This is a genomic window from Mesorhizobium sp. M1A.T.Ca.IN.004.03.1.1 (assembly GCF_003997555.1).
In the GTDB taxonomy this organism is placed as follows: Bacteria; Pseudomonadota; Alphaproteobacteria; order Rhizobiales; family Rhizobiaceae; genus Mesorhizobium.
Genome location: NZ_RZTV01000001.1, coordinates 314764 through 341500, shown reverse-complemented (window position 1 = coordinate 341500; position 26737 = coordinate 314764). Strand labels below are relative to the sequence as shown.

Annotated in this window: 26 protein-coding genes, 1 other RNA gene and 1 pseudogene; 18 read left to right on the top strand and 10 right to left on the bottom strand. The window is 64.2% G+C overall.

The genetic code is table 11. The features are described 5' to 3' along the window. Nucleotides 1–15 precede the first annotated feature (15 nt). Together EOD29_RS01660 and EOD29_RS01655 are read left to right on the top strand one after the other, a co-directional pair. Nucleotides 16–1428: an FAD-linked oxidase C-terminal domain-containing protein gene (locus EOD29_RS01660; protein ID WP_127245785.1), complete on the top strand. Its 1413-nt coding sequence runs from the start codon at nt 16–18 to the stop codon at nt 1426–1428. Nucleotides 1429–1515: 87 nt separating this feature from the next. Continuing rightward, nucleotides 1516–5481: an AsmA family protein gene (locus tag EOD29_RS01655; protein WP_127245784.1), complete on the top strand. Its 3966-nt coding sequence runs from the start codon at nt 1516–1518 to the stop codon at nt 5479–5481. 98 nt (nt 5482–5579) lie between these two features. Here EOD29_RS01655 and EOD29_RS01650 read toward each other — a convergent pair whose 3' ends face one another. Next, entirely contained in the window at nt 5580–6011 is a 432-nt protein-coding gene (locus tag EOD29_RS01650) for a helix-turn-helix domain-containing protein (RefSeq protein ID WP_066990862.1), read from the bottom strand. Between the two features lie 178 nt (nt 6012–6189). On the opposite strand from EOD29_RS01650, the gene EOD29_RS01645 reads away from it, so the two are divergent. Beyond that, nucleotides 6190–7989, top strand: coding sequence for a chloride channel protein (locus EOD29_RS01645; protein WP_127245783.1), 1800 nt, complete (start codon nt 6190–6192; stop codon nt 7987–7989). Between the two features lie 6 nt (nt 7990–7995). Here EOD29_RS01645 and EOD29_RS01640 read toward each other — a convergent pair whose 3' ends face one another. The 4 genes from EOD29_RS01640 to EOD29_RS01625 form a co-directional block, all read right to left on the bottom strand. Further along, the gene (locus EOD29_RS01640; RefSeq protein WP_095779013.1) at nt 7996–8223 is read right to left on the bottom strand and encodes a ribbon-helix-helix domain-containing protein; all 228 of its coding nucleotides are present in this window, start codon (nt 8221–8223) and stop codon (nt 7996–7998) included. Nucleotides 8224–8231: 8 nt separating this feature from the next. Then, entirely contained in the window at nt 8232–8429 is a 198-nt protein-coding gene (locus tag EOD29_RS01635; RefSeq protein ID WP_095802677.1) for a DUF4169 family protein, read from the bottom strand. Nucleotides 8430–8438: 9 nt separating this feature from the next. Continuing rightward, nucleotides 8439–8975 (bottom strand): SspB family protein, encoded by a 537-nt coding sequence (locus EOD29_RS01630; protein ID WP_066990875.1) that lies wholly within the window; start codon nt 8973–8975, stop codon nt 8439–8441. 116 nt (nt 8976–9091) lie between these two features. After that, entirely contained in the window at nt 9092–9775 is a 684-nt protein-coding gene (locus EOD29_RS01625) for a TetR/AcrR family transcriptional regulator (protein ID WP_127245782.1), read from the bottom strand. Between the two features lie 208 nt (nt 9776–9983). Here EOD29_RS01625 and EOD29_RS01620 point away from each other — a divergent pair, with 208 nt between their 5' ends. Then, nucleotides 9984–11189: a multidrug effflux MFS transporter gene (locus EOD29_RS01620; protein WP_127245781.1), complete on the top strand. Its 1206-nt coding sequence runs from the start codon at nt 9984–9986 to the stop codon at nt 11187–11189. Nucleotides 11190–11313: 124 nt separating this feature from the next. Here the strand turns inward: EOD29_RS01620 and ssrA are convergent. After that, nucleotides 11314–11674, bottom strand: a transfer-messenger RNA (tmRNA) gene (gene ssrA, locus EOD29_RS01615). A 170-nt stretch (nt 11675–11844) separates the two neighbouring features. Between ssrA and EOD29_RS01610 the strand changes: the two genes are divergently transcribed. Beyond that, nucleotides 11845–12156 carry a DUF2853 family protein gene (locus EOD29_RS01610; protein WP_066990883.1) on the top strand — a complete coding sequence of 104 codons (312 nt, stop codon included), beginning with the start codon at nt 11845–11847 and terminating at the stop codon, nt 12154–12156. A gap of 139 nt (nt 12157–12295) precedes the next feature. After that, nucleotides 12296–13090, top strand: coding sequence for a thymidylate synthase (locus tag EOD29_RS01605; protein ID WP_127245780.1), 795 nt, complete (start codon nt 12296–12298; stop codon nt 13088–13090). A 33-nt stretch (nt 13091–13123) separates the two neighbouring features. On the opposite strand, the pseudogene EOD29_RS01600 reads toward EOD29_RS01605, so the two are convergent. Further along, a pseudogene (locus EOD29_RS01600) lies at nt 13124–13316 on the bottom strand (transporter). 164 nt (nt 13317–13480) lie between these two features. On the opposite strand from EOD29_RS01600, the gene modA reads away from it, so the two are divergent. The 4 genes from modA to EOD29_RS01580 all read left to right on the top strand — a co-directional run bounded on the left by modA (nt 13481) and on the right by EOD29_RS01580 (nt 16535). Next, the gene (modA, locus tag EOD29_RS01595; RefSeq protein WP_127245779.1) at nt 13481–14275 is read left to right on the top strand and encodes a molybdate ABC transporter substrate-binding protein; all 795 of its coding nucleotides are present in this window, start codon (nt 13481–13483) and stop codon (nt 14273–14275) included. 19 nt (nt 14276–14294) lie between these two features. Beyond that, nucleotides 14295–14999 carry a molybdate ABC transporter permease subunit gene (gene modB, locus EOD29_RS01590; protein ID WP_127245778.1) on the top strand — a complete coding sequence of 235 codons (705 nt, stop codon included), beginning with the start codon at nt 14295–14297 and terminating at the stop codon, nt 14997–14999. After that, on the top strand, nt 14996–16108 hold the full coding sequence (gene modC / locus EOD29_RS01585) for a molybdenum ABC transporter ATP-binding protein (RefSeq protein WP_127245777.1): 1113 nt from the start codon (nt 14996–14998) through the stop codon (nt 16106–16108). The genes modB and modC overlap by 4 nt, the downstream gene beginning before the upstream one ends. Before the next feature lie 85 nt (nt 16109–16193). Then, complete coding sequence (locus tag EOD29_RS01580; RefSeq protein ID WP_066990897.1) at nt 16194–16535, top strand: winged helix-turn-helix domain-containing protein; 342 nt, start codon at nt 16194–16196, stop codon at nt 16533–16535. 17 nt (nt 16536–16552) lie between these two features. Here EOD29_RS01580 and cobF read toward each other — a convergent pair whose 3' ends face one another. Next, nucleotides 16553–17326 carry a precorrin-6A synthase (deacetylating) gene (cobF, locus tag EOD29_RS01575; protein WP_127245776.1) on the bottom strand — a complete coding sequence of 258 codons (774 nt, stop codon included), beginning with the start codon at nt 17324–17326 and terminating at the stop codon, nt 16553–16555. Nucleotides 17327–17503: 177 nt separating this feature from the next. On the opposite strand from cobF, the gene EOD29_RS01570 reads away from it, so the two are divergent. The 6 genes from EOD29_RS01570 to EOD29_RS01545 all read left to right on the top strand — a co-directional run bounded on the left by EOD29_RS01570 (nt 17504) and on the right by EOD29_RS01545 (nt 23189). Then, nucleotides 17504–18517 (top strand): DUF4424 domain-containing protein, encoded by a 1014-nt coding sequence (locus EOD29_RS01570; RefSeq protein WP_127243561.1) that lies wholly within the window; start codon nt 17504–17506, stop codon nt 18515–18517. After that, nucleotides 18517–19035: a dihydrofolate reductase gene (locus EOD29_RS01565; RefSeq protein ID WP_127245775.1), complete on the top strand. Its 519-nt coding sequence runs from the start codon at nt 18517–18519 to the stop codon at nt 19033–19035. Before EOD29_RS01570 ends, EOD29_RS01565 begins: the two co-directional genes overlap by 1 nt. A gap of 247 nt (nt 19036–19282) precedes the next feature. Next, nucleotides 19283–20380, top strand: coding sequence for an FtsH protease activity modulator HflK (hflK, locus tag EOD29_RS01560; protein ID WP_127245774.1), 1098 nt, complete (start codon nt 19283–19285; stop codon nt 20378–20380). After that, nucleotides 20380–21342, top strand: a complete 963-nt coding sequence (locus EOD29_RS01555) for a protease modulator HflC (RefSeq protein WP_095779003.1) — start codon at nt 20380–20382, stop codon at nt 21340–21342. The genes hflK and EOD29_RS01555 overlap by 1 nt, the downstream gene beginning before the upstream one ends. A gap of 6 nt (nt 21343–21348) precedes the next feature. Continuing rightward, nucleotides 21349–21534, top strand: coding sequence for a DUF2065 family protein (locus EOD29_RS01550; protein ID WP_095783779.1), 186 nt, complete (start codon nt 21349–21351; stop codon nt 21532–21534). Between the two features lie 143 nt (nt 21535–21677). Then, complete coding sequence (locus tag EOD29_RS01545) at nt 21678–23189, top strand: DegQ family serine endoprotease (RefSeq protein WP_127245773.1); 1512 nt, start codon at nt 21678–21680, stop codon at nt 23187–23189. Nucleotides 23190–23230: 41 nt separating this feature from the next. Here EOD29_RS01545 and EOD29_RS01540 read toward each other — a convergent pair whose 3' ends face one another. Next, nucleotides 23231–23803: a GNAT family N-acetyltransferase gene (locus EOD29_RS01540; RefSeq protein ID WP_095802670.1), complete on the bottom strand. Its 573-nt coding sequence runs from the start codon at nt 23801–23803 to the stop codon at nt 23231–23233. Continuing rightward, nucleotides 23800–24687, bottom strand: coding sequence for a phosphoserine phosphatase SerB (gene serB / locus EOD29_RS01535; RefSeq protein ID WP_127245772.1), 888 nt, complete (start codon nt 24685–24687; stop codon nt 23800–23802). The genes EOD29_RS01540 and serB overlap by 4 nt, the downstream gene beginning before the upstream one ends. Between serB and miaA the strand changes: the two genes are divergently transcribed. After that, entirely contained in the window at nt 24677–25621 is a 945-nt protein-coding gene (miaA, locus tag EOD29_RS01530) for a tRNA (adenosine(37)-N6)-dimethylallyltransferase MiaA (RefSeq protein WP_127246126.1), read from the top strand. The two genes, serB and miaA, sit on opposite strands and share 11 nt — an antisense overlap. A gap of 122 nt (nt 25622–25743) precedes the next feature. Next, complete coding sequence (locus EOD29_RS01525; protein WP_066990920.1) at nt 25744–26535, top strand: GGDEF domain-containing protein; 792 nt, start codon at nt 25744–25746, stop codon at nt 26533–26535. The last annotated feature ends 202 nt before the right edge of the window (nt 26536–26737 follow it).

Sequence of the window (26737 nt, the reverse complement as noted above, 5' to 3'; positions counted from 1 at the left end):
TTCGCGGAGGAATTCATGGCTTTGAGCGACCTCAACCCCGTCGAGCGCAACGAGAAAGGCATCGCCGCCGCACTCGGCATCCTCAAGCAGCGGTTCGGCGAGCGTTTTCAGACCGGCGAGGCGATCCGCGACCAGCATGCGCACACCACCACCTACATCCCGACCCAGGCGCCGGACGGCGTCGTCTTCGCCGAAACCACGCCGGAGGTGCAGGAGATCGTGCGCACCTGCGCCGCGCACCGCGTCCCGGTCATCGCCTTCGGCGTCGGCTCCTCGCTCGAGGGCCACACCAATGCGCCGGGCGGAGGCATATCCATCGACACCTCTCGCATGAACCGCATCCTCTCGGTCAATCCGCAGGATCTCGACTGCACGGTCGAGCCCGGAGTGACACGCGAGGATCTTAACCGCCATTTGCGCGACACCGGCCTGTTCTTCCCGATCGACCCCGGCGCCAATGCCTCGCTGGGCGGCATGGCGGCAACACGGGCGTCGGGCACCAATGCCGTGCGCTACGGCACGATGCGCGACAACGTGCTGTCGCTGACGGCGGTGATGGCCGACGGCGAGGCAGTGACGACCGGCAAACGGGCGAAGAAAAGCTCGGCCGGCTACGACTTGACGCGGCTCTTGGTCGGCTCGGAAGGCACGCTCGGCATCATCACAGCACTGACGCTCAGGCTGCAGGGCATTCCGCAGGCGATCTCCGGCGGCGTCTGCCCGTTCCCGACCTTGGAGGCCGCATGCAACGCAGTGATAGCGACCATTCAGATGGGCATCCCGGTGGCGCGCATCGAACTGGTCAACGCGCTGCAGATGCGGGCGATGAAGAGTTATTCGAAGCTCGACTATCCCGAGAGCCCATGCCTTTTCGTCGAATTCCACGGCAGCGACGCCGGTGTCGCCGAACAGGCCGAGACTTTCGGCATGATCGCCGAGGAGAATGGCGGCGGACCGTTCCTGTGGACCAGCGTCGCCGAGGAGCGGACGAAGCTCTGGAAGGCGCGGCACGACGCCTACTGGTCGTCGCTGACGCTGCGCCCCGGCGCCAAGGGGCTTTCGACCGATGTCTGCGTGCCGATCTCGCGGCTTGCCGAATGCGTCACGGAGACCGAAGCCGACATTGCCGAAATGGGCCTCATCGCGCCGATCGTCGGCCACGCCGGCGACGGCAATTTCCATGTGCTGGTGCTGATGGATGTGGACAGCCCGCAGGAGATCGCACTCGCTGAAAAATTCGTCGCGCGGCTCAACATGCGGGCGATCGCCATGGAAGGCACCTGCACCGGCGAGCACGGCATCGGCCAGGGCAAGGTCGGCTTCCTGCGCCATGAGCTCGGCCATGGCGTTGAGGTCATGCGAACGATCAAGCAGGCGCTCGATCCGCTGAACATCATGAACCCCGGCAAGATCTTGCCGAGAGCCTAGACGCCGAGGGTTGCAGCCGAATTGCCTCTTTATCGCCGCGCGGATGCGGGTAGAGTGCGGCTGACTTAATCCTAGGCTTTGGGGCCGATGCTCGCTCGCCTGTTCGTGATCTTCGGTGGCCTGTTCGTGCTGGTGCTGTGCGCGGCGCTGGTGGTGCCGTATTTCGTCGACTGGACCGGCTACCGCGCCGATTTCGAGCGCGAGGCGAGCACCATCCTCGGTCGCAAGGTGACCGTGAAAGGCGACGCGACCGCGCGGCTCTTGCCATTCCCTTCGGTGACCTTCTCCAATGTCGAGGTCGCAGGCGGCCCTGGCGGACAGCCGGCGATGACGATGGAGACCTTCTCCATGGACGCGGAGCTGGCGCCGTTCCTGCGCGGCGAACTGCTGATCTTCGACATGCGGCTGGTGCATCCGAAGGCGACCATCGATGTTGCCGGCGACGGCACGGTCGACTGGGCGATCCGGCCGTCGACGCCCTTTGATCCCGGACAGATCGCGATCGAGAAGCTGACGGTGACCGAAGGGCAGATCGAATTGCGCCATGCCGCCGGCGGGCGCAGCCATTTCATCTCCGAGATCAACTCGACCGTGTCGGCAAAGTCGCTCGCCGGTCCGTGGCGGATGGATGGCTCCCTGCGCTTCGACGGACTGCGCACGGAAGTCTCGGCCTCAACCGGCAGAGCGGAAGCCGACGGCCAGATGCGGGTCAGACTCAAAGCCGACCCGGATGCCTATCCGCTCATCATCGAGACGGACGGCAATGCCGGCATCGTCAGAGGCGCGGCGGTCTATTCCGGTCAGTTCAAGGTTTCGGCCTCTGACAAGAATGGGGCCGACAGGAGCTCGGCCGAATTGCGCGGCACTGACGGCGAGCCCGTGAAGGTCAGCGCCGGCAAGCCCGATCCCGGCTTCCGGCTGAACGGCAAATTCGCGCTCGACCATCAGAAGCTCGGTGTCGATGAATTCCGCTTCGAGACCGGACCGCTCGACAACCCCTATACCGCCGACGGCAAGGCCTCGGTCGATCTCGGCCTGAAACCGCATTTTTCGATCGAAGCGAACGGCGCGCAGGTGCAGTTCGACGAGGCGGTGGGCGCATCCGCAGGTGCCGGATTGACGCTCGACCAGCGTATCGCGGCGTTCGAGCAGACGCTTCAGCACATGCCGAAGCCGACGATACCGGGCACGGTCGAGGTCAGGCTGCCGGCGGTGGTGGCGGGCGATACCACGGTTCGCGACGTGCGGCTCTCGGCGGAGCCGGCCGAAGGCGGGTGGTCGGTGAAGTCGCTCGCCGCGACACTGCCGGGCCGGGCGACGCTTGAAGCCGACGGCATGCTGAACGTCGAGGACCATTTCGGCTTCACCGGATCCCTGCTGCTTGCTGTCGGACAGCCGTCCGGTTTCGCCGCCTGGCTGTCGAAGGATGTCGACGACGCGATCCGCCGTCTGCCGGCGGCGGGCTTCAAGGCCAAGGTCGATCTCAGCGAGAACCGGCAGTCGTTCAGCGACCTCGAGCTGATCCTCGGCAAGGCGAAATTTTCCGGCCGCATCGATTCCAGCCAACCCGATGGCGCCAGGCCCTCGGTGCTGATGCAGCTGGAGGGCGGCGAACTCGACGTCGATGGGCTGGCGGCCTTCGCCTCGATCTTCGTCAGCGACAAGGGCGCCAACCGCTTCTCCGACCGCGACCTCGATTTCCAGATCAAGGCGGGCCCGGTCAGCGCCGCCGGGCTGACCGCCGATACAGTTGATACGGCGTTGAGGCTGCGCAAGGGCCTGCTCGAGATCGACCGGCTCTCGGTCGGAGGGCTCGCCGGCGCTTCGATCAGCGCCACCGGGCGCATCAAGGATTTTCCGGAAAGCCCGACCGGCAAGCTCGACGCATCCGTGGTGGCCGTCGATCTCAAGCCGCTCATCGATGTCGCAGCCCAGCATTATCCGGACAATCAGGTTCTGAAAGGCCTGGCTGCCCGTGTTGCTGCCTATCCGGAGCTGTTCCAGGACGCCCGGATCGACCTGGTGATAAGTGCCGCCGACAATGGCGACGGCACCACCGGACTCGCGCTCTCGGCGCAAGGCAAGGCCGGCGGTTCCGCCTTCTCGGCTTCGCTTTCGGGCAGGGGGACGCGGGATCGGCTTCCCGATGCGCCGGTATCGATCACCTTCAATGCCAGGAACGAGAACGCCGCCACGCTGCTTGCACTCTACGGCCTGCCGGCGCTGCCGCTCGGCATGCTTGGACAGGCCACCACCGATATCACGGCCAAAGGCTCGCTGGGCGGCGGTCTGGCAACCAGCTTCAACCTGACGGCCGACGATTTCAGGGCGAGCTTTGACGGGACCATCGCCGAGACAGAGCAAGGCGCCACCGCCAAGGGCAAGGTCAATCTCGACGCCGCCGATATCGAGCCATGGCTGATGACGACAGGTGTCGGGCTGCCCGGCATGGGCACCGGGACGTCGGCTTCGCTCGCCAGCGATGCCGACTTCGGCAATGGGCTTCTGGTGCTGAGCGGGCTCAGCGGCGCCATCAACAAGGCGACTGTGTCCGGCGACGTCAACGCCGACATGAAGGACGGACTGCCGCATCTTGCCGGCGCGCTGGCGCTCGATGAGCTCGACCTCGACCCGCTGGCGGTGTCGCTGTTCGGCGACCAGTCCTTCCTCGCCGGGAAGGACGGTGGCTGGCCGACGACGCCGTTCAGCCGGAAATCGACCCTGCCGTTCAGCGCCGATCTCGACCTCAACACGGCGGCCCTTGCCGCCGGACCGTTCGCGACCGCGCATGACGCGACGCTGTCGCTGAAGCTCGACCGGGAAGGCATCCGTGTCTCGGACCTCAAAGCCAAGCTCTATGAGGGCACGCTGACCGGCCTGTTCGAGCTCAAGAACACGGAGGGCACCGGCCTGTTATCGGGTCAGTTGAAGCTGGCGGGCAGTGATCTTACCGCAGTGCTGCCTGGCGCCGGAATCAGCGGCAGCGGCGACATTTCGGCCGCGCTGTCGACCAGCGGCAAGTCTGTCGATGCGATGATCGCCGCCCTGTCAGGGTCCGGCACGGCGGCGCTGAAGGGACTGACCATCGCCGGCATCAATCCCGATGCTTTTGCCCCCGTCATCGCCAAGGCCGATGCAATCGGACGCGACATCGATGCCGCCAAGACCGCCGGCTTCGCGCCTGAGATCGCCGGACAGGGAAGTTTCGCGGCCGGCAACACCGATATCCCCTTCACCGTTGCCAATGGCACGCTGCGGGCGCCGCCGATCAGCCTCGACAATCCGGCGGCGACGCTGTCGGCGGACGTTACCGCCGACCTCGATGCGAGCACGCTGGCCGCCAAGGGAGCGATTACCTATCGACCGGGCGACGAGGCGCTTGTCGGCTCCGAACCGGCTGTGAACTTCAGCCTTGCAGGCCAGATCGGGGCGACGTCGCTCCAGTTCGACAGCGCGCCGCTGGCGCAGTTCCTGACCCAGCGCGCGCTGGAGAAGGAGCAGCAGCGCGTCGAGGCGATGCAGGCGGCGCTGCTCGAGAAGCAGAGGCTGCGGCGCGAGGTGCGCTACTACGCTGCGCTGCAGACGGAGCGCGACCGGGCGGCCGAGGAACTGCGCCGGCAAGAGGAAGAGGCGCGACAGAAAGCCCAGGCTGAAGCCAGGGCGAAAGCCGAAGCGGAGGCGCAAGCGAAGGCAGAAGCCGAGGCGCAAGCCAAAGCGGAAGAAGGGGCAAGGGCAAAAGCGGAAGCCGACGCCAAGGCTCAGGCCGAGGCCGAGGCGCGCGCCAAGGCCGAGGCTGATGCGCAAGCAGAGGCGGAAGCCGATGCCAAGGCAAAGGCCGAGCAACAGGCCGCAGCCGCGAAAGCCCAGGCCGAGGCGGATCGCAAGCGTGCCGAGCAGGCGAGGCTGGAAGCTGAACGCAGGGCGGTTGAGCAGGCGCCAAAAGTCGACCGGTCGCTTCCCGGCGTCAACGACGGTTCCGTTCCAGAGCCGCCGAAGCCCAAGTCCAATCCGTTCACGATCGACAACCTCCTGAAGTCGCTGGACGGCGGTTGAAACCCATTATTCCGGGAAAACTGCATAGCGGTTCCGCCCGGAATCGCGGGCGAACAAAACACCCAAGACGTCGCGAAGGACAGCGCTGGATGTAGCGCTCAAACCGGCTCCTGCCGCGAAAGCAGGCGCTTGAGCATAGGCTCGATGCGGGCAAGCTCGTCGAGATGGGCGGCCGACAATTCGGCGAGACGGTCGTCGGCGAGCGGGGTGAGTTGCAGCAGGACGCGGCGGTGGTCGGCCTTATCTTGATCCCGCGCGACCAAGCCGGCCTCGCTCAGCCGATTCACCAGTTCGACGGCGCTGTGGTGGCGGATGCGCAACCGCTCCGCCAGATCGCCCACTGCCACCGGCCCGCCGCCGGGATAGCCCTTGATCGCCAGCAGCGCCTGGTGCTGGCGCGGGGTCAAGCCCGCCTCATTCGCCTGCAACTGGCTGAATTCGAGGAAGCGGCGGATCAGGTAGCGGAACTCCGAAAGCCGCTGATAGTCGGCCTGGCTGATGGCGGGACGTGGTTTCTTCGGATGCGTCATGCCACGACTTATCGCCCTTTCCGGCCAAAGCTCAACTCTTATGAAAGCCTGGCACATCCATGACCAAAATGACGCGGAGCAACCACCAAAAACGGCCTTGAAGAATTATATCGTGTTACGATATGTAGCCGGCCGACAACCGGACGGTACCGCGCCGCCAGAAAGCTCAGGCTCCCCAATGAAATCCGCTCATGCCGGAAACGGCCATCTCCGCGACTTCACCACCGATCCGCGGGTGCTCATCATCGCCGCCATCGCAGTCGTTGTGGCGACCGCCGGGCTGTTTGCCGGCATCGCGCTGTTGAAGCTGATAAGGCTCGCCACCAACATCGCCTATTTCGGCCAGTTCACACTGGCCGAGCTCAGGCTCGAGGACACGCCGCTCGGCTATGCCGCCGTGCTGGTTCCAGTGATCGGCGCGCTGGTCATCGGGCTGATGGCGCGCTTCGGCAGCGAAAAGATCCGCGGCCACGGCATTCCGGAAGCCATCGAAGCAATCCTGCTCGGCCGCTCGCGGCTCGACGCCAAAGTGGCGGTATTGAAGCCATTGTCGTCGGCGATCTCGATCGGCTCCGGCGGACCGTTCGGCGCCGAGGGGCCGATCATCATGACCGGCGGGGCGATCGGCTCGCTGATCGCGCAGATGCTGCCGGTCAGCGACAATGAACGCAAGACGCTGCTGGTGGCGGGCGCGGCGGCCGGCATGACGACCGTGTTCGGCACGCCGATCGCGGCAATCATGCTCGCCGTCGAGCTGCTGCTGTTCGAATGGACGCCGCGCAGCTTCATCCCGGTCGCCGTTGCCGCCATCATCGCCGAGGTCGAACGCACCTTGCTGCACCTGCCGGGACCGATCTTCCCGTTCTCGGGCAGCATGGAAGCGACGATCGCCGGATTGGGTGGCTGGGTGCTGGTCGGGATTGCCGCCGGCCTGCTCTCCGGCTTGCTGACGCAAATGGTCTATGCCTGCGAGGACGCCTTCCAGAAGCTGCCGATACACTGGATGTGGTGGCCGATGATCGGCGGCCTGGTGGTCGGTATCGGTGGACTGATCGAGCCGCAGGCGCTCGGTGTCGGCTACGACAACATCGCCAACATGTTGGATGGCCATGTGCTGGCGGCGGCGCTGACGCTTTTGGTCGTCAAGGCCATTATCTGGTCGGTGGCGCTGGGTTCGGGAACGTCGGGCGGCGTGCTGGCGCCGCTCCTGATCATGGGCGGCGCGATGGGCGCGGTGCTTGCCGGTATCCTGCCCGAGGCGACGCCCGGCTTCTGGCCGCTGCTGGCGATGGCCGCGACCATGGGCGGCACCATGCGCGCGCCGCTGACCGCGACCTTCTTCGCGGTCGAACTCACCGGCAACACCCACATGCTGGTGCCGCTGATCGCAGCCTGCGCCACCGCCCATGCCGTCACCGTGCTGTTGATGAAGCGATCGATCCTGACCGAAAAGGTGGCGCGGCGCGGACACCACCTCGTTCGCGAATACCGCGTCGATCCCTTCGCGCTGACCAGGGTGCGCGAGGTGATGACGACCAAGGTCGAGAGCGTGCCGGCGACGATGACGCTGCACGGCGCGGCGGCATTCCTGACCGCCCCGGACACGCGCCATCCGAGCTTTCCTGTGATCGACGAGAAAGGCCATGTGCTCGGCCTCATCGATCCGCCGGCGATCCTGCGTTGGCGCCGCGCCGGCAAGCACCGCAAGACGACGCTCGGCGAACTTTTGGCCGGCAGCAAGGTCACGCTCGCCTATCCCGACGAATATCTGGAAGGACTGTCAGACAAGCTGCTCCTGGCCAACGTCTCGCATCTGCCGGTCGTCTCGCGCGAGGATGCACGGCTGGTCGGCTATATCGGCTGGAAGGACCTGATGCGGGTGCGGTCGAAAAAGCAGGCCGAGGAACGCGACCGTTCGGCCCTGCTCAGCTTCGGCGCCAAGCGCAAGGCGCAGGAAAGCCTCGGCGATCCGGTCTGAGGCCGGTCAAGATGCCTTGCCGCCGCGCTTTGCCCAGGCGAGCACGTAGAGTCTGAGCGCGGAGGAGAGGTTGGCGTCACGGGTCCGCGTTTCGTCGATCTCGGCAACGAGGGCCGCGAGCGACAGCGAGCGCTGCGTCGCGATCGCCACCAAATCGTCGTAGAAGGGTTGCTCCAGGGAAAAACTGGTGCGGTGGCCGCGGATCGTCACCGAGCGTTTTTCGACAGCGGCCATCCGGGCGCTCAGCGCCGGTCCGGATCGCCGGGCTTTTCGCGGCGATGGCCGTCCATGAATTTTTCCGTCATGTCGGACGTCAGCCGGTCACGCTCGCGCTCGGCTTTGGAACGGCCGTGCAATGCCCGGTTTTCCCTGGCCAGGCGTTCCTTCTCGATGCGCGCTTTCTGCTTGCGGGCCTGGCGGAGATTGACGACCTCGCCCATTTCCCCGGCTCACTTCTTGCGAAAGGCGTCGAGCGAAACCACTTCGGCACCCTTGCCGCCGGTATCGGCGGCAGCCGGCTTCTTCTCGGCCTCGGTGGCCTTTTTCTTCGATTCCGGTTTCTTTTCGGTCACGACCGCGATCGGCAGCTCCGGGGCCGGCGCGGCGTCGTCGTCTTCCGCGGCGTTGTCCGCCTTGACGTCGAATTCGAGTTCGAAATTCACTGATGGGTCATAGAAACCGCGCACGGCGGAAAAGGGGATTTCGAGCTTTTCGGGCACGTCGGAAAAGGAGAGTCCCACCTCGAAACCGGTGTCGGTCACCTTCAGGTCCCAGTACTGGAACTGGATGACGATGGTCATCTGCTCCGGATAACGCTCGCGCAGCCGCGAGGAGATGCGCACGCCCGGCGCGCCGGTCAGGAAGGTGATGAAGAAATGATGGTTGCCCGGAAGGCCCGTGCGCGCGACTTCGGCCAGGACCTTGCGCATGACACCGCGCAATGCCTCCTGGGCCAGAATGTCGTAGCGGATGTGGTCGTCGGCCATGTGACGGTCGGGTTCCGTTGAATCGTCCGCATAGCTGTAATCAAGCTTGGGCGCGGCGTAAACCGCATATAGGCGCCGAAAGCTAAGGCCAAGAGGGCTGGCGGCGATTTGATCGCTCAGGCGTGGGCGAGGGCGGCCTGCCGGGCGGCTGCCGCTTTCTTCCTGCCGAAGGCGGCCAGGAAGGTGCGCACGCCATTGGTCGCTGAGCGCACCACCTCTTCCTCCGTCGGTATGCCGCCGAGCATGAAGGTTGTCTGCAACTCGGCGTTGACTAGTGCGAGGAACTGCCGCGCCGCCACGTCCGGATCGTCGATCGAGAGGTGCCCGGCATAGGCCAGCCGCGCGAAGCGGGCGGCAAGCGCCGACCAGGTGCGGCCCGGTCCCTGTTCGCGCCACTCGGCAAAAAGCTCGGGATAGCGCTCGCCCTCGGCCTGGATCAGCTTGCGCAGGAAGCGGCCGTCGCGGTTGCAGATACAGTTGCGGTTCATGCGCACCGCGAAGGCGACAAGATCGGCTTCGAGATCGGCGGGCTGGTCGGGAAAGGTGGCAATGGTGGCGAAGATGCCGGCATTGCAGCGCTCCGTCAGGTCGCGCACAATGGCCATGAACAGCTTTTCCTTATCGCCATGGTGATTGTAGACGGTCTGGCGCGAAACGCCGGCCTCGGCCGCGATCAGGTCGATATTGGCGCCGGCATAGCCTTCGCGGCAGAAGACCGAAGCGGCAGCATCAACCACCGATATGCGCTTGGCCTCGTGGCTGCGTGGCGGGAAAGTGTCAGGAGAAACGCCGACCTTCATAAAAAACTATATAGCGATGATTGACGAATTGGACAAGGCTGTCTAAATTTGTAGACACAATAAAGCGAAGCCCGCTCCCGGGAACGACAGAATCGCGCTTTGAAGCGACGATGATTTCACATCCCGGATGTCGGGGTTCCACGGGATGGAACGTCCTCGGGTAGACGCCGGACCACGGCGACAACCAGATCCGAAAGAAGCCCTTATCATGAGTCCCAAATTCCTCCGCATCGCGGTCGTGCTCGGCTTGTTGTCCGCAATCGGCCCCTTCGCCATCGATATGTACCTTCCAGCGCTGCCTTCGATCGGTGAGGATTTGAAAGCTGGCACCGCCGCCGTGCAGATGAGCCTCTTGATCTTCTTCCTGTCGATGGGCTTCGGCCAGATCGTCGTCGGACCGATCTCGGACATTGTCGGGCGCAAGCTGCCGCTTTATGTCGGACTCGCGCTGTTCATGGTTGGCGGCGTCGGCTCGGCTATGGCGCCCAATATCGAGTGGCTGATCGCCTTCCGCTTCCTGCAGGGGCTCGGCGCCAGCGCGGGCATGGCAGTGCCGCGCGCCATCGTGCGCGACCTGCACACCGGCAACGAGGCCGCCAAGCTGATGTCGCTGCTGATGCTGGTGTTCTCGGTGTCGCCTATCCTCGCGCCGCTCACGGGCAGCCAGATCATCGAGAGCTTCGGCTGGCGTGCCGTGTTCTGGACTGTGACGGGCGCCGCCGCTTTAGCCACCATCCTGCTCGCGACCTCGCTGAAAGAGACGCGTTCGGCGGAGGAGCGCGCCAACTCGTCCTTCGGCACGGCACTTGCCGGTTACCGCTACCTGATGAGCGACCGCAACTTCCTTGGCCTGACGGCGATCGCCGGCTTCGGCATTGCGAGCTTCTTCGTCTATCTGTCGAGTTCGTCCTTCATCCTGATCGACCACTACGGCCTGTCGCCGTCGGTCTACAGCGTGTTCTTCTCGATCAACGCGGTCGCCTTCATCGGCATGTCGCAGCTGACCGGGATGCTGGCGGATCGCTTCGGCTTGAAGCGGGTCGTGTGGGTCGCGGTGACCGGCTATGCCACGGTGATGGTGGCGCTGTTCGCGATCATGGCATCCGGTGTCGACCGGCTCGACGTGATGGCGGCGCTGCTCTTTGTCGGCTACGGCTTCCTTGGCCTGGTCATTCCGACCACCTCCGTGCTGGCGATGGAAGAGCATGGCGAGATCGCCGGCACGGCATCGGCGCTGATGGGCACGCTGCACTTCGCCATCGGCGCGCTGGCCATGGGCGTGGCGGGCCTCTTCTTCGACGGCACGCCGCTGCCGATGGTGGCCGGCATCACGCTCTGCGCGGTGATTTCCTTCATGCTGGCCAAGCTGACGCTCGGCCGTGCGCGCGAAGCGGTCGAAGCGCCTGCCGAGTAAGACGCGGATAGAAAATCGGAAGAGGCCGGGATTGCCCGGCCTTTTTCAGCCCAGGCAGGACCGCAAGCATGCGCGCCAAGCATGCTCGGCCGTTCAATTGACTTGGAAAGAAGGCGAGGGGGAAGGTGGAGGTTTCTGTTGCCAGGTACCTCCGAACCCCGCCTAGAAGTGCGAACCTCTAGGGCTTGATTTGAAGCGTTCGCACTGCATTAAGCAGCGAGACGAGCTTCCGCATAGTTGTCGTTGGCAACTATAAGTTTAGCCCGATGACGGTGGTACAATGCCGGGCAAAAGTACGATCTTTACACCTTCGTCGATCCTATTTCGCCCCCAGCAAAAACCGCTCCCTTTGGAAGAGCGGTTTTTGGTGGAGGCGCCGGGTACCGCCCCCGGGTCCGAACGGCTTATTTCATCGCCTGTTTATCGCCATAGTCGGTCAAGCCGACGAAGCGAATATAGGGAGCGGTTACGGAAAATGAAAGGGCCAAGTCGAGGCTTGTCCCCTGCGCCAAACTCGACAGCCGAGGGTTGACTTGCGCGTCTACTCAATCGAAGCTCCGCCGGCGATGAGGAATATCCTGACCTAGCGCACAAGTTGCGCGGCGCGCCACAAGCCTCATCGATCGGATCCGTGGCGCCGACGAGGGGAAGTTTCATGGCCGACTATCTTGCGGATGTGAAGAAATACGATGCCGGCGCCAGCGCCGATGCGGTCGAGAAGATCGTCAAGCATTTGGGCATCGCGCTCAGGAACCGCGATTCCTCCCTGGTCTCCTGTGCGGACCCGAAGGAGCTCGAGCGCGTCCGGGACAACTGGGTGACCAAGAAGCTTGGGATTGCCGACGCCAAGAAGGCCGACGCCTCGATCGAGAAGGCGTGCAAGGCGATGGCCGCCGACAACACCAAGAGCCGCGTGACCTTCTACTATCTGGTGGCGAAGGACCTGGGCAAACTGGGTTCTCTGTGAGGCAAGGCGATCGGCAGCCGGCATGGCAACGTGCCGGCGCCGTGGATTTTTCGCGCCGGATCGACATCTGTAGGCTTTGGGTATTCGACCGACCGCCAGTCGGCTATGATCGCTTGTCATCCGAATCGAGGCCGAGCCGATGCGCCAATATCTCGACCTGTTGAAGCATGTGCTGGAGAACGGCGCCGATCGCGGCGACCGCACCGGTACCGGCACGCGGTCGGTGTTCGGCTACCAAATGCGCTTCGACCTTTCGCGCGGCTTCCCGGTTACCACCACCAAGAAGCTGCATCTGAAGTCGATCATCCACGAGTTGCTGTGGTTCCTGGCCGGCGACACCAACATCAAATATCTCAACGACAACGGCGTCACCATCTGGGACGAATGGGCCGACGAGAACGGCGATCTCGGCCCTGTCTACGGCAAGCAGTGGCGCTCATGGCCGGATGGGCATGGCGGCGAGATCGACCAGATCGCCGCCCTTCTCAAGGAGGTACGCAAGAATCCCAATTCGCGCCGGCTGATCGTCTCAGCCTGGAATCCGGCCCAAGTGGAGGCGATGGCGCTGCCGCCCTGCCATTGCCTGTTCCAGTTCTACGTTTCGGAAGGCCGGCTCTCCTGCCAGCTCTACCAGCGCTCGGCCGACATTTTCCTGGGCGTGCCGTTCAACATCGCATCCTACGCCCTGCTGACCCTGATGGTGGCGCAGGTCACCGGCCTGAAGCCTGGCGATTTCGTCCACACGCTCGGCGATGCGCATCTTTACTCGAACCATTTCGAGCAGGCGCGCGAGCAGATGCGGCGCACGCCGAAGTCGCTGCCGACGATGTGGATCAACCCGGATGTGAAGGATCTTTTTGCCTTCCGCTTCGAGGATTTCCGCCTCGAGAACTATTTTGCGGACGCCAATATCAAGGCGCCGATCGCGGTATAAGGCCCGCTTTGAGCGCTGCCAGCGCTCAAGCCGTCAGCCAGTCCCGACGATGACGTCGGAGGCCTTGATCACTTCATAGGCCCTACTTGCCCAGTCGCAGATCGGCAACCGCTTCGTTGGTGATCGAAGCCGTGTCGAGGACGCCGCCGCCGATAGCTATCCGGACATGCGACGTGGTCGCTCCCTCGACGATGACCTTGCCCTTCAGGACATTGCCGGCGCTGATCTACATCTGCCTATGCCTCGCTGTATCGAACGGACTTCACCGTGGGCTGGTGGGATCCTGACGGACAACGGCGCGGAGCCTAAAAGTCCTTTTCTTGTTATGTTCATCGGGATATATCGGTCAGGGCTCGAGCCGAACGGATTTTCAGAAGAGGACGAGGTTTCATGACGGGCAAGGGTTTTGGCTTGAAGGCGATCCCCATCGGCGGACTGACGGCAGCGTTGATGGCGGCTGTCCCCGCTGCTCAGGCCGACGACAAGGTGATCGTGTTCGCCGCGGCCAGCCTCAAGGACGCGCTCGATGCGGTCAACAAGGCCTGCGAGCCGGAGGTCGGCGAGGCGGCCACGATTTCCTATGCGGCAAGCTCGGCGCTGGCCAAGCAGATCGAAGGCGGCGCGCCGGCCGATGTCTTCGTCTCGGCCGACCTCGACTGGATGAAGTATCTCTCCGACAAGAAGCTGACCAGGCCCGACACCGAAGTGAAACTGCTCGGCAACCAGATCGTGCTGGTGGCGCCGCAAGATTCCAAGGTCGAGGCGAAGGTCGAGAAGGGCTTCGACCTCGCCGGGCTCATCGGCGACGGTCGGCTCGCCATGGGCGATTTCAAGGCGGTGCCCGCCGGCAAATATGGCAAGGCGGCGCTGGAATGGCTGGGCGTGTGGTCCTCGGTCGAAGGCAAGGTCGCGCAGGCCGAGAATGTCCGCGCCGCGCTCAAGCTGGTATCGACGGGCGAGGCCGCGCTCGGAATCGTCTACGCCACCGACGCCCATGCCGAAAAGGGCGTCAAGGTCGTCGGCACCTTCCCCGAGGATTCGCACCCGCCGATCATCTATCCGATTGCCCAGACCGCGGATTCGAAGGACAAGGATACGGCTGCCTTCCTGAAATGCGTCGAGTCGGCCAAGGCCGCCGCGCTCTTCAAGGAACAGGGTTTTACGGTGCTCGCGCCGAGCAACTGAGAAAGACCTAACACCGCATATGAACTGGCTGCTGGACCTCACTCCCGACGAATGGAATGCGGTCCGGCTGTCGATCAAGGTGGCGACGGTGGCGATGATCGCCAGTCTGCCGCCCGGCATCCTGATCGCGCTGGTCCTGGCCCGGGGGCGGTTCTGGGGCAAGACCTTGCTCAACGGGCTGGTGCATTTGCCGCTGATCCTGCCGCCGGTGGTGACCGGTTATCTGCTGCTGCTCACCTTCGGCCGGCGCGGGCCGGCCGGCGCCTTCCTCGCCGAGCATTTCGGCATCGTCTTTTCCTTCCGCTGGACGGGGGCAGCACTTGCCTGCGCGGTGATGGGTTTTCCACTGATGGTGCGGGCGATCCGGTTGTCGATCGAGGCAGTCGACCGCAAGATGGAGGCGGCCGCCGGCACGCTCGGCGCCAACCCGGTCTGGGTGTTCGCCACAATCACGCTGCCGCTGATCCTGCCCGGCCTGATCGCCGGCGCGATCCTGTCCTTCGCCAAGGCGATGGGCGAGTTCGGCGCGACCATTACTTTCGTCTCCAACATCCCCAACGAGACGCAGACGCTGCCCTCGGCGATCTACACCTTCACGCAGGTGCCGGGCGGCGATCCCGGAGCGCTGCGCCTGACGCTGATTTCGATCGTCATCTCGATGGTGGCGCTGGTGGCCTCCGAGGTTCTGGCGCGCCGGATCGGCCAGCGGATGGACGTCGAATGACGCTCTCGGTGGACGTCAGTCATCGTCTCGGCGATTTCGCCATCGAGGCGAGTTTCGAAAGCGCCGGCCGGCTGACGGCGCTGTTTGGGCCTTCGGGCTCGGGCAAGTCGACGCTGATCAATGTGTTCGCCGGGCTGATCCGGCCGCGGAAAGGGCGGATCGCGGTGGACGGGCGCGTGCTGGTCGACACCGCCGCCGGCATCTTCGTGCCGATGCACAAGCGACGGATCGGCATGGTGTTCCAGGATGCGCGGCTCTTCCCGCATTTGAGCGTCGCCGGCAATCTGCGCTATGGCCGCTGGTTCACGCCGGTTGCCGAGCGCTACGCCAGTATGGATGCGGTGGTCGAACTCCTTGGCATCGGTCCCCTGCTCGACCGGCGGCCGGCGAAATTGTCGGGTGGTGAAAAGCAGCGCGTGGCGATCGGCCGCGCGCTCCTTGCCAGCCCGAAACTGCTTTTGATGGACGAGCCGCTTGCCTCGCTCGACGAGGCGCGAAAGGCCGAAATCCTGCCCTATATCGAGCGGCTGCGCGATGAGACGAAGATCCCGATCGCCTATGTCAGCCATTCCGTCGCCGAGGTGGCGCGGCTGGCGACCGACGTGGCGGTGCTGTCCCAAGGCAAGATCGCGGCTTTCGGCCCGACCGAGGCGATCATGCAGCGGCTCGACCTCTTGCCGGCGGAGGAGCGCGGCGAGGGCGGCGCGGTGCTCGACACCAGGGTTTTGCGTCACGACGAGGCTTTCGGCATGACTGTGCTCGGCTCGCCGGCCGGCGAGATCCGCGTGCCGCGCGTTTCACGCCCGGCGGGAGCTCTGGTGCGGCTCCGCATCCGCGCCCGCGATGTCATGATCGCGACCGAACAGCCGTCGGGTCTTAGCGCGCTCAACATACTGCCGGGCAAAATCGCCGCGGTCAGGCCGGGCGTCGGGCCTACGGTGGAGATCGCCATCGACTGCAACGGAGCAACGGTGCTGGCGCGCGTCACCGAACAGTCGAAGCAGAGCCTTCGGCTCGCGCTCGGCCGCGAGGTCTTCGCGGTGATCAAGACGGTGAGCTTTGACAGCGCGACGACAGGTGCTGGGCTGCCGGTGGAGGCCGATGGTTGACGAAAGGGCAATATCGCTATGTTGGTTTGGAATAGCGATGTGGCGGCGGAGAGGGTAATCTCGACATGATCGCAGAGGACAAGGGATGCCATCGCTGAGCCTGCGGATAAATCTCGACCCTGACGGACGAATTGGTCCGGGCAAGATCGAATTGTTGGAGCAGATCGCCGCTTTCGGCTCGATTTCGGCCGCGGCGCGCGGCATGGAGATGTCCTACAAGCATGCCTGGGACCTGGTCGAGGACATGAACCGGGTGTTCGGCAAGCCGCTGGTGGCGGCGCAGACCGGCGGCCGAAAAGGCGGCGGCGCGCAATTGACCGCCGTGGGTCTCGCCGTCGTCAGCCGTTTCAGAGCGATCGAGCGCGCGGCGGCTTCAGCGGCGGCCGTACATATGCAGGCGTTGCAGGCCGAGATCGACGCCGGTTGATTGGGCCTGTAAGGGGCCTATTCCTCCGGCTCCCCGGGCTTGCGGAGCAAATAGGTGTCCATGATCCAGCCCTTTTTGCGCCGAGCTTCCTCTCGGACCTTCTCGATTTCGGCGCCGACATCGCCGAGGCGGCCGGAAAGGATGATCTCGTCCGCCGTGCCGAGATAAGCGCCCCACTGAATGAAAACATCTTGGTCGACCAGTGTGTTGAAGGCGCACTTGCCGTCCAGCATGACAACGGTGCTTCCGGCATTCGCGGGCAGGCCTTCCTCAGTCAGCCGGCGGCCGGTGGTGACCAGGATCGAATCGCCGATGCGGTTGAGCGCGGTCGCGTGGACGGCGGCAAGCGCCTGGATCGCGGTGATGCCCGGAATGACCTCGAGCTCGAAACCGACATTGCCCCTCAGGCGCACGCGCTCCAGTATGCGCAGCGCGCTGTCGTAGAGCGAGGGGTCGCCCCAAATCAGGAACGCGCCGCAGTCGTCCTCGGCAAGCTCGTCGCGGATCAGCCCTTCATAGATTTCGGCGATCGCCTCGTGCCAGTCGTCGACGGTCACGCGATAGGACGATGTCGGCTCGGCCCGAACCGGGACGTCGAATTCGACGCGGCGCGACTTCGGGTTTGTGACGAAGCGGTCGCAGATCTGCCGGCGGAGTTCCGCGAGGTCGTTCTTTCTGGCGCCTTTGTCGGGAACGAACAGCACGTCGGCCCGGTTCAGGCCGTTGATGGCCTGTACGGTCATGTGGTCGGGATTGCCGGCCCCGATGCCGATGACGAGAAGCTTGCGCATAGGCGTCCTCCTGCCCGATCGGGCGGCCGGTGTCCAGACGGGGGCAGGCAGGCATGCGGGAACGCAAAACTTCCACCGATTGGCAGAAACGTTGAACGCCTCTAGCTACTTCTCCTGGAATTGCTCTAGATGGAAGCGCACCCGCATGATCCCGGTCATGCCGTCGAGAGGGGAGCCATGTTACGCACTATCCTGACTGCAGCGCTGGCATTCTCGGTTGCACCTGCCTTCGCCAACGATTCCGTTGCCGAGCTTGGCACCGGCGGGCTGATCCTGTCGCGCAGCGATGCGGTTGCCATGGAAAGCGAGGATCTCTTCATCTCGCCGGAAAAAGTGACCGTCGACTACGTTTTCCGCAACAATACCGACAAGGACGTCAGCGCGATCGTCGCCTTCCCGATGCCGGACATCGAAGGCGACCCGAACGAGATGCCGGCGATCCCGGAAGCGCAGAGCGACAATTTCCTCGGCTTCGAGGTGACGATCGACGGCGTCGACGCCAACCCGCAGCTCGAACAAAAGGCGTTCGCGCTGGGCATCGACATCACCGCGGAACTCCAGGCGCACGACGTGCCGCTCTATCCGTTCGGCGACGCCGCCAAGGCGGCGCTGGCAAAGCTGCCCAAGGACGTCGCGGAGGATTGGGAAGATCGCGGCATCATCATCGAAGACACCGCCGACAACGGTTCGGGCATGCAAACTGCCTACGCGCCGTTCTGGCAATTGCGCTCGACCTATTGGTGGCGCTCCACCTTCCCGGCCAACAAGCAAGTCCATGTCTCGCACCGCTACAAGCCGAGCGTCGGCGGCACGTCATCGGTCAGCTTCTATTACGACGGCAAGTTCCAGGGGCAGTACGACACTTACAAGACCCGCTACTGCATGGACGGCGGGTTCGAGAACGCTGTGCGCAAGGCAGCGAAGGAAAATCCCGACGGCTATCCCAAATATTTCGAGAGCCGCATCGCATATATCCTGACCACCGGCGGCAACTGGGCGTCCGGCAGTATCGGCAATTTCAAGCTCACCATCGACAAGGGCAGCCCAAAGAATCTGGTCTCCTTCTGTGGCGACAATGTCCGCAAGGTCGGTCCGACGACGTTCGAGATGACGGCCAAGGATTTTTATCCGGAGCACGATATCGGCATCTTGCTGCTTGAGCCGTCGGACAATAGTGGGAACGGCGGCTGATGGACATCGCGATCTACGTCGCCATTGCCGAGAACGGCGTGATCGGACGCGAAGGCGGGCTGCCGTGGCGGCTTTCCAGCGACCTGAAACGCTTCAAGGCCGACACGATGGGCAAGCCGATCATCATGGGCCGCAAGACCTATGAGGGCATCGGCCGGCCCCTGCCCGGCAGGCTCAACATCGTGGTGACGCGAGCCAGAGACTGGCGATCCGAGGGCACCGAAGTCGCCCATTCGCTCGACGAGGCGATCACGCTGGCCAAGGTGCGCGGCCGCTGCACGGCAGGTGCCGAGGAGATCTGCGTCGTCGGCGGCGGCGAGATCTATGCCCAGGCCCTGCCGCTGGCCGATCGTCTCCACGTCACCCATGTGCTGGCCGCGGTCGATGGCGACGCTCATTTTCCGCCGATCGACCCCGCGATCTGGCGGATCGTCCGATCCGAGGATTTTCCGGCGGGCGAAAAGGACAGCCACGCGACACGCTATACGGTTTACGAGCGCCGCGGCGACGGTCACTGACGAGGACAAAGGGTCGCTGACGGCTCAAATCGGAGGCGCGCGTAGCGGATCGCGTTGAAAGCGCGTCACGGCGTCCCTATAGAAGAACGAGGGTACAGCGCCACGCTTCCAACCGGACGCGCAAGAAGGTCGCCGTAAAACTTTGATTTGGCGCATGATTCCTTTCGGAAAAACCGATATCGGTTTTCGAGGTCATGCGCTAGGATCGCGCCGCAAGGCCTGAGGGAACCGAAGCGAAAGGACATTCATGCCCTGGAACGACAAGAGCGGTGGCGGCGGCCCATGGGGCGGCGGCGGCAATCAGGGGCCCTGGGGACAGGGACCGAAAGGCCCGAGCGGCCCGCCCGGGTCGCCTCCCGATCTCGAGGACATCATCCGCCGCGGCCAGGACAGGCTGCGGCGCGCTCTTCCGGGAGGCGGCGGCGCCAGCCCGGCCGTCCTCGGGCTGATCGCGCTCGCGCTTGTCGTGCTTTGGGCTTTCAAGGCCATCTATACCGTGCAGCCTGACGAGGTCGCGGTCGAATTGCGCTTCGGCAAGCCGAAGGCCGAGCTCTCGCAGCCAGGCCTGCATTTCCACTGGTGGCCGATCGAAACGATCGAAACGGCAAAGATTTCCGAGCAGCTCGTCAGCATCGGCGGCGGGGCGAGCAGCGGCTCCGGGCTGATGCTCTCCGGCGACCAGAACATCGTCAATGTGCAGTTCTCGGTCGCCTACCAGGTTTCCGATCCAAGGGCCTATCTTTTCGACGTCTCAGATCCCGACGGCATGCTGACGCAGGTGGCCGAAAGCGCCATGCGCGAGGTCGTCGGCCGGCGCCCCGCGCAGGATATTTTCCGCGACGATCGCCAGGGTATTGCCACATCGGTGCGTGAGATCATCCAAAACACGCTCGATGGTTACAAGACGGGTCTGCAAGTCAACGCAATCTCCATCGAGGACGCCGCGCCGCCGCGCGAGGTCGCCGATGCTTTCGACGAGGTGCAGCGCGCCGAGCAGGACGAGGACAAGTTCGTCGAGCAGGCCAATCAATATTCCAACCAGAAGCTCGGCCAGGCGCGCGGTGAGGCGGCCCAGATCCGCGAAGATGCCGCCGCCTACAAGAACCGGGTCGTGCAGGAAGCCGAAGGTGAGGCGCAGCGCTTCATCTCCGTTTACAACGAATACGCCAAGGCGCCCGACGTGACTCGCAAGCGCCTTTACCTGGAAACAATGGAGAGGATCCTGAAGGACTCGAACAAGGTCGTCGTCGAGCAGGGCAACGGGCAGGGTGTGCTTCCTTATCTGCCGCTGCCGGCACTGCAGCCCAAGGCGCCGCCCGCGCCTGCGCTGGGAGGTAACCAGTGATGGCCAACCGTCTTCCCATCATCGCGGTCATCGCGGCCGTCCTTCTGTTTCTGCTCTATTCGTCGGTGTTCGTCGTCAAGGCGGGCGAGCAGGCAATCGTGCTGAGGTTCGGCGAGATCATCGACGTCAAGACCGAGCCGGGCATCTATTTCAAGGCGCCATTCGCCTTCTTCGATGCCGACAGCGTTCAGACGATCGAGAAAAAAGTCATGCGCTTCGACCTCGACAATATCCGCGTTCAGGTCTCCGGCGGCAAGTTCTACGAGGTCGATGCCTTCATCGCCTACCGCATTTCGGATCCGCGCACGTTCCGCGCGGCGGTATCGGGGCAGGTGGAACTCGCCGAAGCCCGGCTGAAGACGCGTCTCGATGCGGCGCTGCGCCGCGTCTATGGTCTGCGCGATTTCGAGGCGGCACTTTCCGAAGAACGCGGCGTCATGATGCGCGAGGTGCGTGACCAACTGCGTCCGGACGCGACGTCGCTCGGCCTCGACATCGAAGATGTGCGCATCCGCCGGACGGATCTGACCGCCGAAGTATCGCAGCAGACCTACGATCGCATGAAAGCCGAACGCCTGGCGGAAGCCGAGCGGCTGAGAGCCCGTGGCAACGAGGCGGCGCAGCGTATCAAAGCCAGGGCCGACCGCGAGGTCGTCGAGATCATCGCCGAGGCGCAGAAAGAATCGGAGATCCTGCGCGGCGAGGGCGAGGCGCAGCGCAGCGCCACCTTTGCTGAAGCCTATAAGCGGGACCCGGGCTTCTTCGATTTCTATCGCTCGATGAATGCTTACGGCACAGCCTTGGACAGCACCGGAACCACCATGGTGCTGTCGCCCGACTCCGAGTTCTTCCGTTTCTTCCGCGATCCGGAAAGCAAGCCCGAGCCCGGACAGCCGGCGGCATCGCAGCCCGCGCCCGCGACGCCGGCAGCCCCGGCCACGCAACCCGGCAGCGCCCAGTAGCGGACGGTGCAGGATTTCCTCGCGGCCATCGGCCTGGTCCTCGTCATCGAGGGCCTGGTCTATGGCGGGTTTCCGGCTCTGGCCAGGAAACTGGCGGCGGAGGTGCTGTCGTTGCCGGAGAATGTGCTGCGGATCGCCGGATTGGCTGCAATCGCCCTCGGCGTCGCCATCGTCTGGCTGGTTCGCGGCTGATGAAATTCCTTGGTGCCGAGGCGATTGACGATTTATCTTCCGCCGATAGCTATAGCCGCAAACGTGCCTTATTTCTTGCCAACATGAATTGACGGGCGCCTTTGCGGAAGCGCCTTTCTTTTTCAAAACGCCGGGAGGCCACGATGATATCCGACACCCTGTTGCGCGCGGCGCGGCGCAGGTTTTTCGCCGGCGCCACCGCATTCGTCGTCGGCATAGTTGCCGTCCCGTCCTTCGTCACGCCCACGATCGCTTCCGACGCGCCGCCTTCCGTCGCCGACCTTGCCGAACGCCTGCTCGGCGCGGTGGTCAACATCTCGACCTCGCAAACCGTCAAAGGCACGGAAGGCCCCGGTGCGGTGCCGATGCCGCAGCTTCCGGAAGGCTCGCCCTTCCAGGATTTTTTCGATGACTTCTTCAAGAACCGCGGCGGCGACAAGGGCGGTGGGCAGAAGGTGCAGTCGCTTGGCTCCGGCTTCGTGATCGATGCCGAGCAGGGCATCGTGGTGACCAACAATCACGTCATCGCCGATGCCGACGACATCGAGGTCAATTTCTCCGACGGCGTGACGCTGAAGGCGACGCTTGTCGGCACCGATACAAAGACCGACGTCGCGTTGCTGAAGGTCGATCCGAAGGGCCACAAATTGACGGCGGTGAAGTTCGGCGATTCCACTAAGATGCGCGTCGGCGACTGGGTGATGGCGATCGGCAATCCTTTCGGTCTTGGCGGCACGGTCACGGTCGGCATCGTCTCGGCGCGCAACCGCGACATCAATTCCGGCCCCTATGACGACTTCATCCAGACCGACGCCGCCATCAATCGCGGCAATTCCGGCGGTCCGCTGTTCAACAGCAGTGGCGAGGTCATCGGCATCAACACGGCGATCATCTCGCCGTCCGGCGGCTCGATCGGCATCGGCTTTTCCATTCCCTCGCAGCTCGCCGCGGGCGTCGTCGATCAGCTTCGCCAGTTCGGCGAAACGCGGCGCGGCTGGCTTGGCGTGCGCATCCAGCCGGTGACGGAAGACATCGCCGAAAGCCTCGGCATGGCGACGGCCAAGGGCGCGCTGGTGGCCGGTGTCATCAAGGGCGGACCGGTCGACAACGGCACGGTTCAAGCCGGCGACGTCATCATCAAATTCGACGGCAAGGACATCCACGAAATGCGCGACCTGCCGCGCGTCGTCGCCGAAAGCCCGGTCGGCAAGGCCGTCGACGTCGTCATCGTGCGCAAGGGCGTCGAGCAGACAGTGAAGGTGACGCTCGGCCGGCTCGAGGACGGCGAGAAGCTGGCCAGCGGCGAGAACGGCAGTACCGGCGAGGACAAGGGCGACAAGGCGGCTCCTGTGTCGACGGCTTCGGTGCTCGGCATGACCGTTGGCGAGCTCAACGAGCAGACCAGACAGAAATTCGGCATCGCGGCCGATGTGTCGGGCGTGGTCATCACCGACGTCGCCAAGGATTCGGCCGCCGCCGAACGCGGCATCCAGCCCGGCGAGGTGATCACCGAGATCGCGCAGGAATCGGTTGGCACGCCAAAGGATGTCATGGACCGGATCGGCGCGCTGAAAGAGCAGGGCCGCAAGAACGCGCTGCTGATGCTCGCCTCGAAATCCGGCGAGTTGCGCTTCGTCACGATCCGGATGGACTGATTCCGGAGAGCCCGAACGGGTTGATTCGCAAGAATGGGCGGCTAGCGGGCCGCCCTTTTTCGCGCCTGCCAGTCGTCGCGCGACAGCCGGTACAGCGCATGCCGCTTAAGATGAGGGTGGCTGTCCGGCACGGCGGGATGGTCGAAATCGGCGCCCGGGTCGGCGCGCATGCCGAGCCGCTTCATGACGGCGATCGAACGATGGTTTTCCACGACGGCAAAGGAGACGATTTCGTCCAGCTCCAGCGTTTCGAAACCGAAGGAGAGCCAGGCTTCGGATGCCTCGGTGACATAGCCCTTGCGCCAGTATTCCGGTGCCAGCCGCCAGCCGATCTCGATCGTGCCGGCCGGCAGGGAAGGCACATGATCGGTTTGGAGGAGGCCGACGAAGCCGATGCACTCGCCGGTGGCGGCAATCTCGGCGGCGGCGAAACCGTAGCCATCCTCATCGATCCAGGCGCGGAGCTCGTCCATCTTTGCGTCCGCCGCGGCCCGGTCGCGGCGGAACGGAAAAAATTCCATCACGCGCTCGTCCGAGTTGATGCGATGGAAGAGCGCGCGGTCGCGCTCTTCCCAATTGCGCAAGATGAGGCGCTCGGTGCGGATCGGCTTCATTGCACGAACTCGTCCTGGCGATAGCCCTGGAGGTAGAGCAGCGCCGTCAGATCGCCGTGGTCGATGCGGATCCTTGCCTGCTCAGCCACCGCCGGCTTGGCGTGAAGAGCGACGCCAGTGCCGGCCAGGCGGATCATGTCGAGGTCATTGGCGCCGTCGCCCACGGCAACGGCATCCTGCGTCGTCACGCCCAGCCTTGCCGCGATGTCGAGCAGCGCCTCGGCCTTGGCGGCGCGGCCGAGAATAGGCGCGGCCACCGTGCCGGTGAATCTGCCGCCGTCCTCGATCAGCCGGTTGGCGCGGTTTTCCTGGAAGCCCAGCATTGCGGCGATGCGGTTGGTGAAGACGTCGAAGCCGCCTGAGACCAGCGCCGTCCAGGCGCCGTTGGCACGCATGGTCTGCACCAGCGCGCGGCCGCCGGCGGCCAGCGTCAGCCGGTTGGCGAGGATGCGGTCGACCACCGCCGTGTCGAGGCCCTTCAGCAAGGCGACGCGTTCGCGCAAGGCCGGCTCGAATGCGATCTCGCCATTCATCGATCGCGCGGTGATCGCAGCGACACGGTCTTTGACGCCGATCTCGTCAGCAAGCTCGTCGATGCATTCCTGATTGATCATGGTCGAATCCATATCGGCAAGCAGGATCCTCTTCCTCCTGCCTTCAGCCGGCTGGACGATGATGTCGACCGGCTCGGAGGCCAATGCCGCGCGCAGATTGGCCGTCAATTCGCCGATGTCGGGAGTCTCCAGCAAAACCAGATCGCAGGCGACATCCTCGGCCAGCCAATGAACGGCGCTTGCGCCTGCCGCTCGCGAGGCGATATTCGCAAGCGGGACCGACACTCGGCGGTCTTTGGGATTGGACACAAGCGTGGCGATCAGAGGCATCGAAAATTCCGGCAGGCAGGCGGGCAAAGGCCGCGTGAAAAACGCCATCCTGATAGCGGGGCCGACCGCCAGCGGCAAGTCGGCGCTGGCGCTGGACATCGCCGAGCGCAAGGGCGGCGTGATCGTCAACACCGATTCCATGCAGGGCTATTCGGTTCTGGACGTGCTGACGGCGCGTCCGAGCGCGGCCGAAACGGCGCGCGTGCCGCATTATCTGTACGGTCACGTGCATCCTTCGACAGCCTACTCGACCGGCGCCTGGCTGCGCGACGTCACCGGGCTGATCGCGGAAGGTATTTTCTCCGGCCGGCCGGCTGTCTTCGTCGGCGGCACCGGGCTCTATTTCCGAGCTTTAGCCGAAGGCATCTCGGACATGCCCGACATTCCGCCTTCGGTGCGTGAGCGCTGGCGCTACGAACTCAAGGAACAAGGGGCAGAACGGCTGCACCGTGTACTGATGCATCAGGATTCGGCTGTCGCCATGCAGCTCCGGCCGACCGATGGCCAGCGCATTGTGCGGGCGCTGGAGGTGCTCGACGCGTCGGGACGGTCGATCCTTGAATGGCAAGCGGCACGCGGCCAGCCGCTCATCGACCGCGACAGCGCACGCTTCCTGGTGATCGAGCCGGATCGCGGCGAACTGGTGGCGCGTATCGGGGCGCGTTTCGATCAAATGCTCGACAAGGGCGCGCTCGACGAGGTCAGGCAGTTGATGGCACTCGACCTCGATCCGAACCTGCCGGCGATGAAGGCGATCGGCGTGCGCGAGCTGCAGGCCGCGATGGCCGGACACATGGGCTTTCCCCAAGCGATTGAGCGAGCCAAGATCGCGACGCGCCAATATGCCAAGCGGCAGACGACCTGGTTCAAACACCAACTGGGGCCGGAGTGGCAAAGGTTACGCCCGGGCGAGAAATGGTCAATCGAGGACTGATAGAATGCGATTTGATCAGGGCTTGGAATTGAGGGCGCAGCTTCCCGTCACGGTTGTCCGGGTTAACCGTCCGTAAGGCCTGGCATGCCATAACGGCGACGGTCGCAGTACCGCGGGGCGTTATGCGTTTTCACAAGGCGGAATCGGCGTTTTTCGTCTTTATCTTCGTGATCCTGGCCGCCGGCCTGGTGACCTTTCACGCCTATGGCCAATTGCAGGATATCGCGACCGCTCTCGACACCGCATCGCGTCTCGACAGAATCGCCTATCTCAACAAATTGCTGTTCGTGACCGGTGCGCTGCTGGCTGCTGCCTTGTTCTTTGGAACCTTCTTCATCTACCCGCTGATCCGCGGCCAGGTGAGGGAAGAGGGCAAGTTGCGCGCCATGACGGTGTCGCTGAGCGCCCGTTCGCAAACGCTTGAGCACGCAGCACTCACCGACGGCCTGACCGGAATGCAGAACCGCCGCTACTTCGATGACGCGTTGCGGGAATATCTCGACGAATTCGGCCGCATCGACAAGCCGGTGGGCCTGATGATCCTCGATCTCGATCATTTCAAGCAGGTCAACGACACGCATGGCCACGATGTCGGCGACGAGGTTCTGCGGTCTGTCGCGCAGTGCGTACGGGGCATGACCCGCTATCACGATGTGGTGGCGAGGCTGGGCGGCGAGGAGTTCGCCGTGGTCACGCCCAACATGGATGCGGAACTGCTCGCGCGGTTCGCCGAGCGCATCCGCAAGGCGATCGCCAACCTGTCGATCATGTCGGGCAATGTGCGGCTGAAGGTCACCACCAGCGTCGGCCTCGCCGTCTGGGACCGCAAGGAGAGTGCCGAGGACTTCTATCGCCGCGCCGACCGGCAGCTCTACGAGGCGAAGAAGCAGGGCCGCAACCGCGTCTGCGCCTGAAATTCCATGATCAAATTCTTGACGCTGGCCGCCGGGAGCCGTGTTCTGCGCTTCTACCGCGCCGCGCGTCTCCTATGATCCTTTCCGAAAAGCGTTCTCGATTTTCGGGGTCATGCGCGTGCTCACGGACTATATGTCCGCTCCGGTTCTCGAAAGCGACTTCAGTCGACTCAGCCCGGGACTCAGTCGGCGCGAAGATGCA

Bases quoted from the DNA above. Each gene is read 5' to 3' on its own strand.
- EOD29_RS01660 (WP_127245785.1), top strand. From the start codon at position 16: ATGGCTTTGAGCGACCTCAACCCCGTCGAGCGCAACGAGAAAGGCATC.
- EOD29_RS01655 (WP_127245784.1), top strand. From the start codon at position 1,516: ATGCTCGCTCGCCTGTTCGTGATCTTCGGTGGCCTGTTCGTGCTGGTG.
- EOD29_RS01650 (WP_066990862.1), bottom strand. From the start codon at position 6,011: ATGACGCATCCGAAGAAACCACGTCCCGCCATCAGCCAGGCCGACTAT.
- EOD29_RS01645 (WP_127245783.1), top strand. From the start codon at position 6,190: ATGAAATCCGCTCATGCCGGAAACGGCCATCTCCGCGACTTCACCACC.
- EOD29_RS01640 (WP_095779013.1), bottom strand. From the start codon at position 8,223: ATGGCCGCTGTCGAAAAACGCTCGGTGACGATCCGCGGCCACCGCACC.
- EOD29_RS01635 (WP_095802677.1), bottom strand. From the start codon at position 8,429: ATGGGCGAGGTCGTCAATCTCCGCCAGGCCCGCAAGCAGAAAGCGCGC.
- EOD29_RS01630 (WP_066990875.1), bottom strand. From the start codon at position 8,975: ATGGCCGACGACCACATCCGCTACGACATTCTGGCCCAGGAGGCATTG.
- EOD29_RS01625 (WP_127245782.1), bottom strand. From the start codon at position 9,775: ATGAAGGTCGGCGTTTCTCCTGACACTTTCCCGCCACGCAGCCACGAG.
- EOD29_RS01620 (WP_127245781.1), top strand. From the start codon at position 9,984: ATGAGTCCCAAATTCCTCCGCATCGCGGTCGTGCTCGGCTTGTTGTCC.
- EOD29_RS01610 (WP_066990883.1), top strand. From the start codon at position 11,845: ATGGCCGACTATCTTGCGGATGTGAAGAAATACGATGCCGGCGCCAGC.
- EOD29_RS01605 (WP_127245780.1), top strand. From the start codon at position 12,296: ATGCGCCAATATCTCGACCTGTTGAAGCATGTGCTGGAGAACGGCGCC.
- modA (WP_127245779.1), top strand. From the start codon at position 13,481: ATGACGGGCAAGGGTTTTGGCTTGAAGGCGATCCCCATCGGCGGACTG.
- modB (WP_127245778.1), top strand. From the start codon at position 14,295: ATGAACTGGCTGCTGGACCTCACTCCCGACGAATGGAATGCGGTCCGG.
- modC (WP_127245777.1), top strand. From the start codon at position 14,996: ATGACGCTCTCGGTGGACGTCAGTCATCGTCTCGGCGATTTCGCCATC.
- EOD29_RS01580 (WP_066990897.1), top strand. From the start codon at position 16,194: ATGCCATCGCTGAGCCTGCGGATAAATCTCGACCCTGACGGACGAATT.
- cobF (WP_127245776.1), bottom strand. From the start codon at position 17,326: ATGCGCAAGCTTCTCGTCATCGGCATCGGGGCCGGCAATCCCGACCAC.
- EOD29_RS01570 (WP_127243561.1), top strand. From the start codon at position 17,504: ATGTTACGCACTATCCTGACTGCAGCGCTGGCATTCTCGGTTGCACCT.
- EOD29_RS01565 (WP_127245775.1), top strand. From the start codon at position 18,517: ATGGACATCGCGATCTACGTCGCCATTGCCGAGAACGGCGTGATCGGA.
- hflK (WP_127245774.1), top strand. From the start codon at position 19,283: ATGCCCTGGAACGACAAGAGCGGTGGCGGCGGCCCATGGGGCGGCGGC.
- EOD29_RS01555 (WP_095779003.1), top strand. From the start codon at position 20,380: ATGGCCAACCGTCTTCCCATCATCGCGGTCATCGCGGCCGTCCTTCTG.
- EOD29_RS01545 (WP_127245773.1), top strand. From the start codon at position 21,678: ATGATATCCGACACCCTGTTGCGCGCGGCGCGGCGCAGGTTTTTCGCC.
- EOD29_RS01540 (WP_095802670.1), bottom strand. From the start codon at position 23,803: ATGAAGCCGATCCGCACCGAGCGCCTCATCTTGCGCAATTGGGAAGAG.
- serB (WP_127245772.1), bottom strand. From the start codon at position 24,687: ATGCCTCTGATCGCCACGCTTGTGTCCAATCCCAAAGACCGCCGAGTG.
- EOD29_RS01525 (WP_066990920.1), top strand. From the start codon at position 25,744: ATGCGTTTTCACAAGGCGGAATCGGCGTTTTTCGTCTTTATCTTCGTG.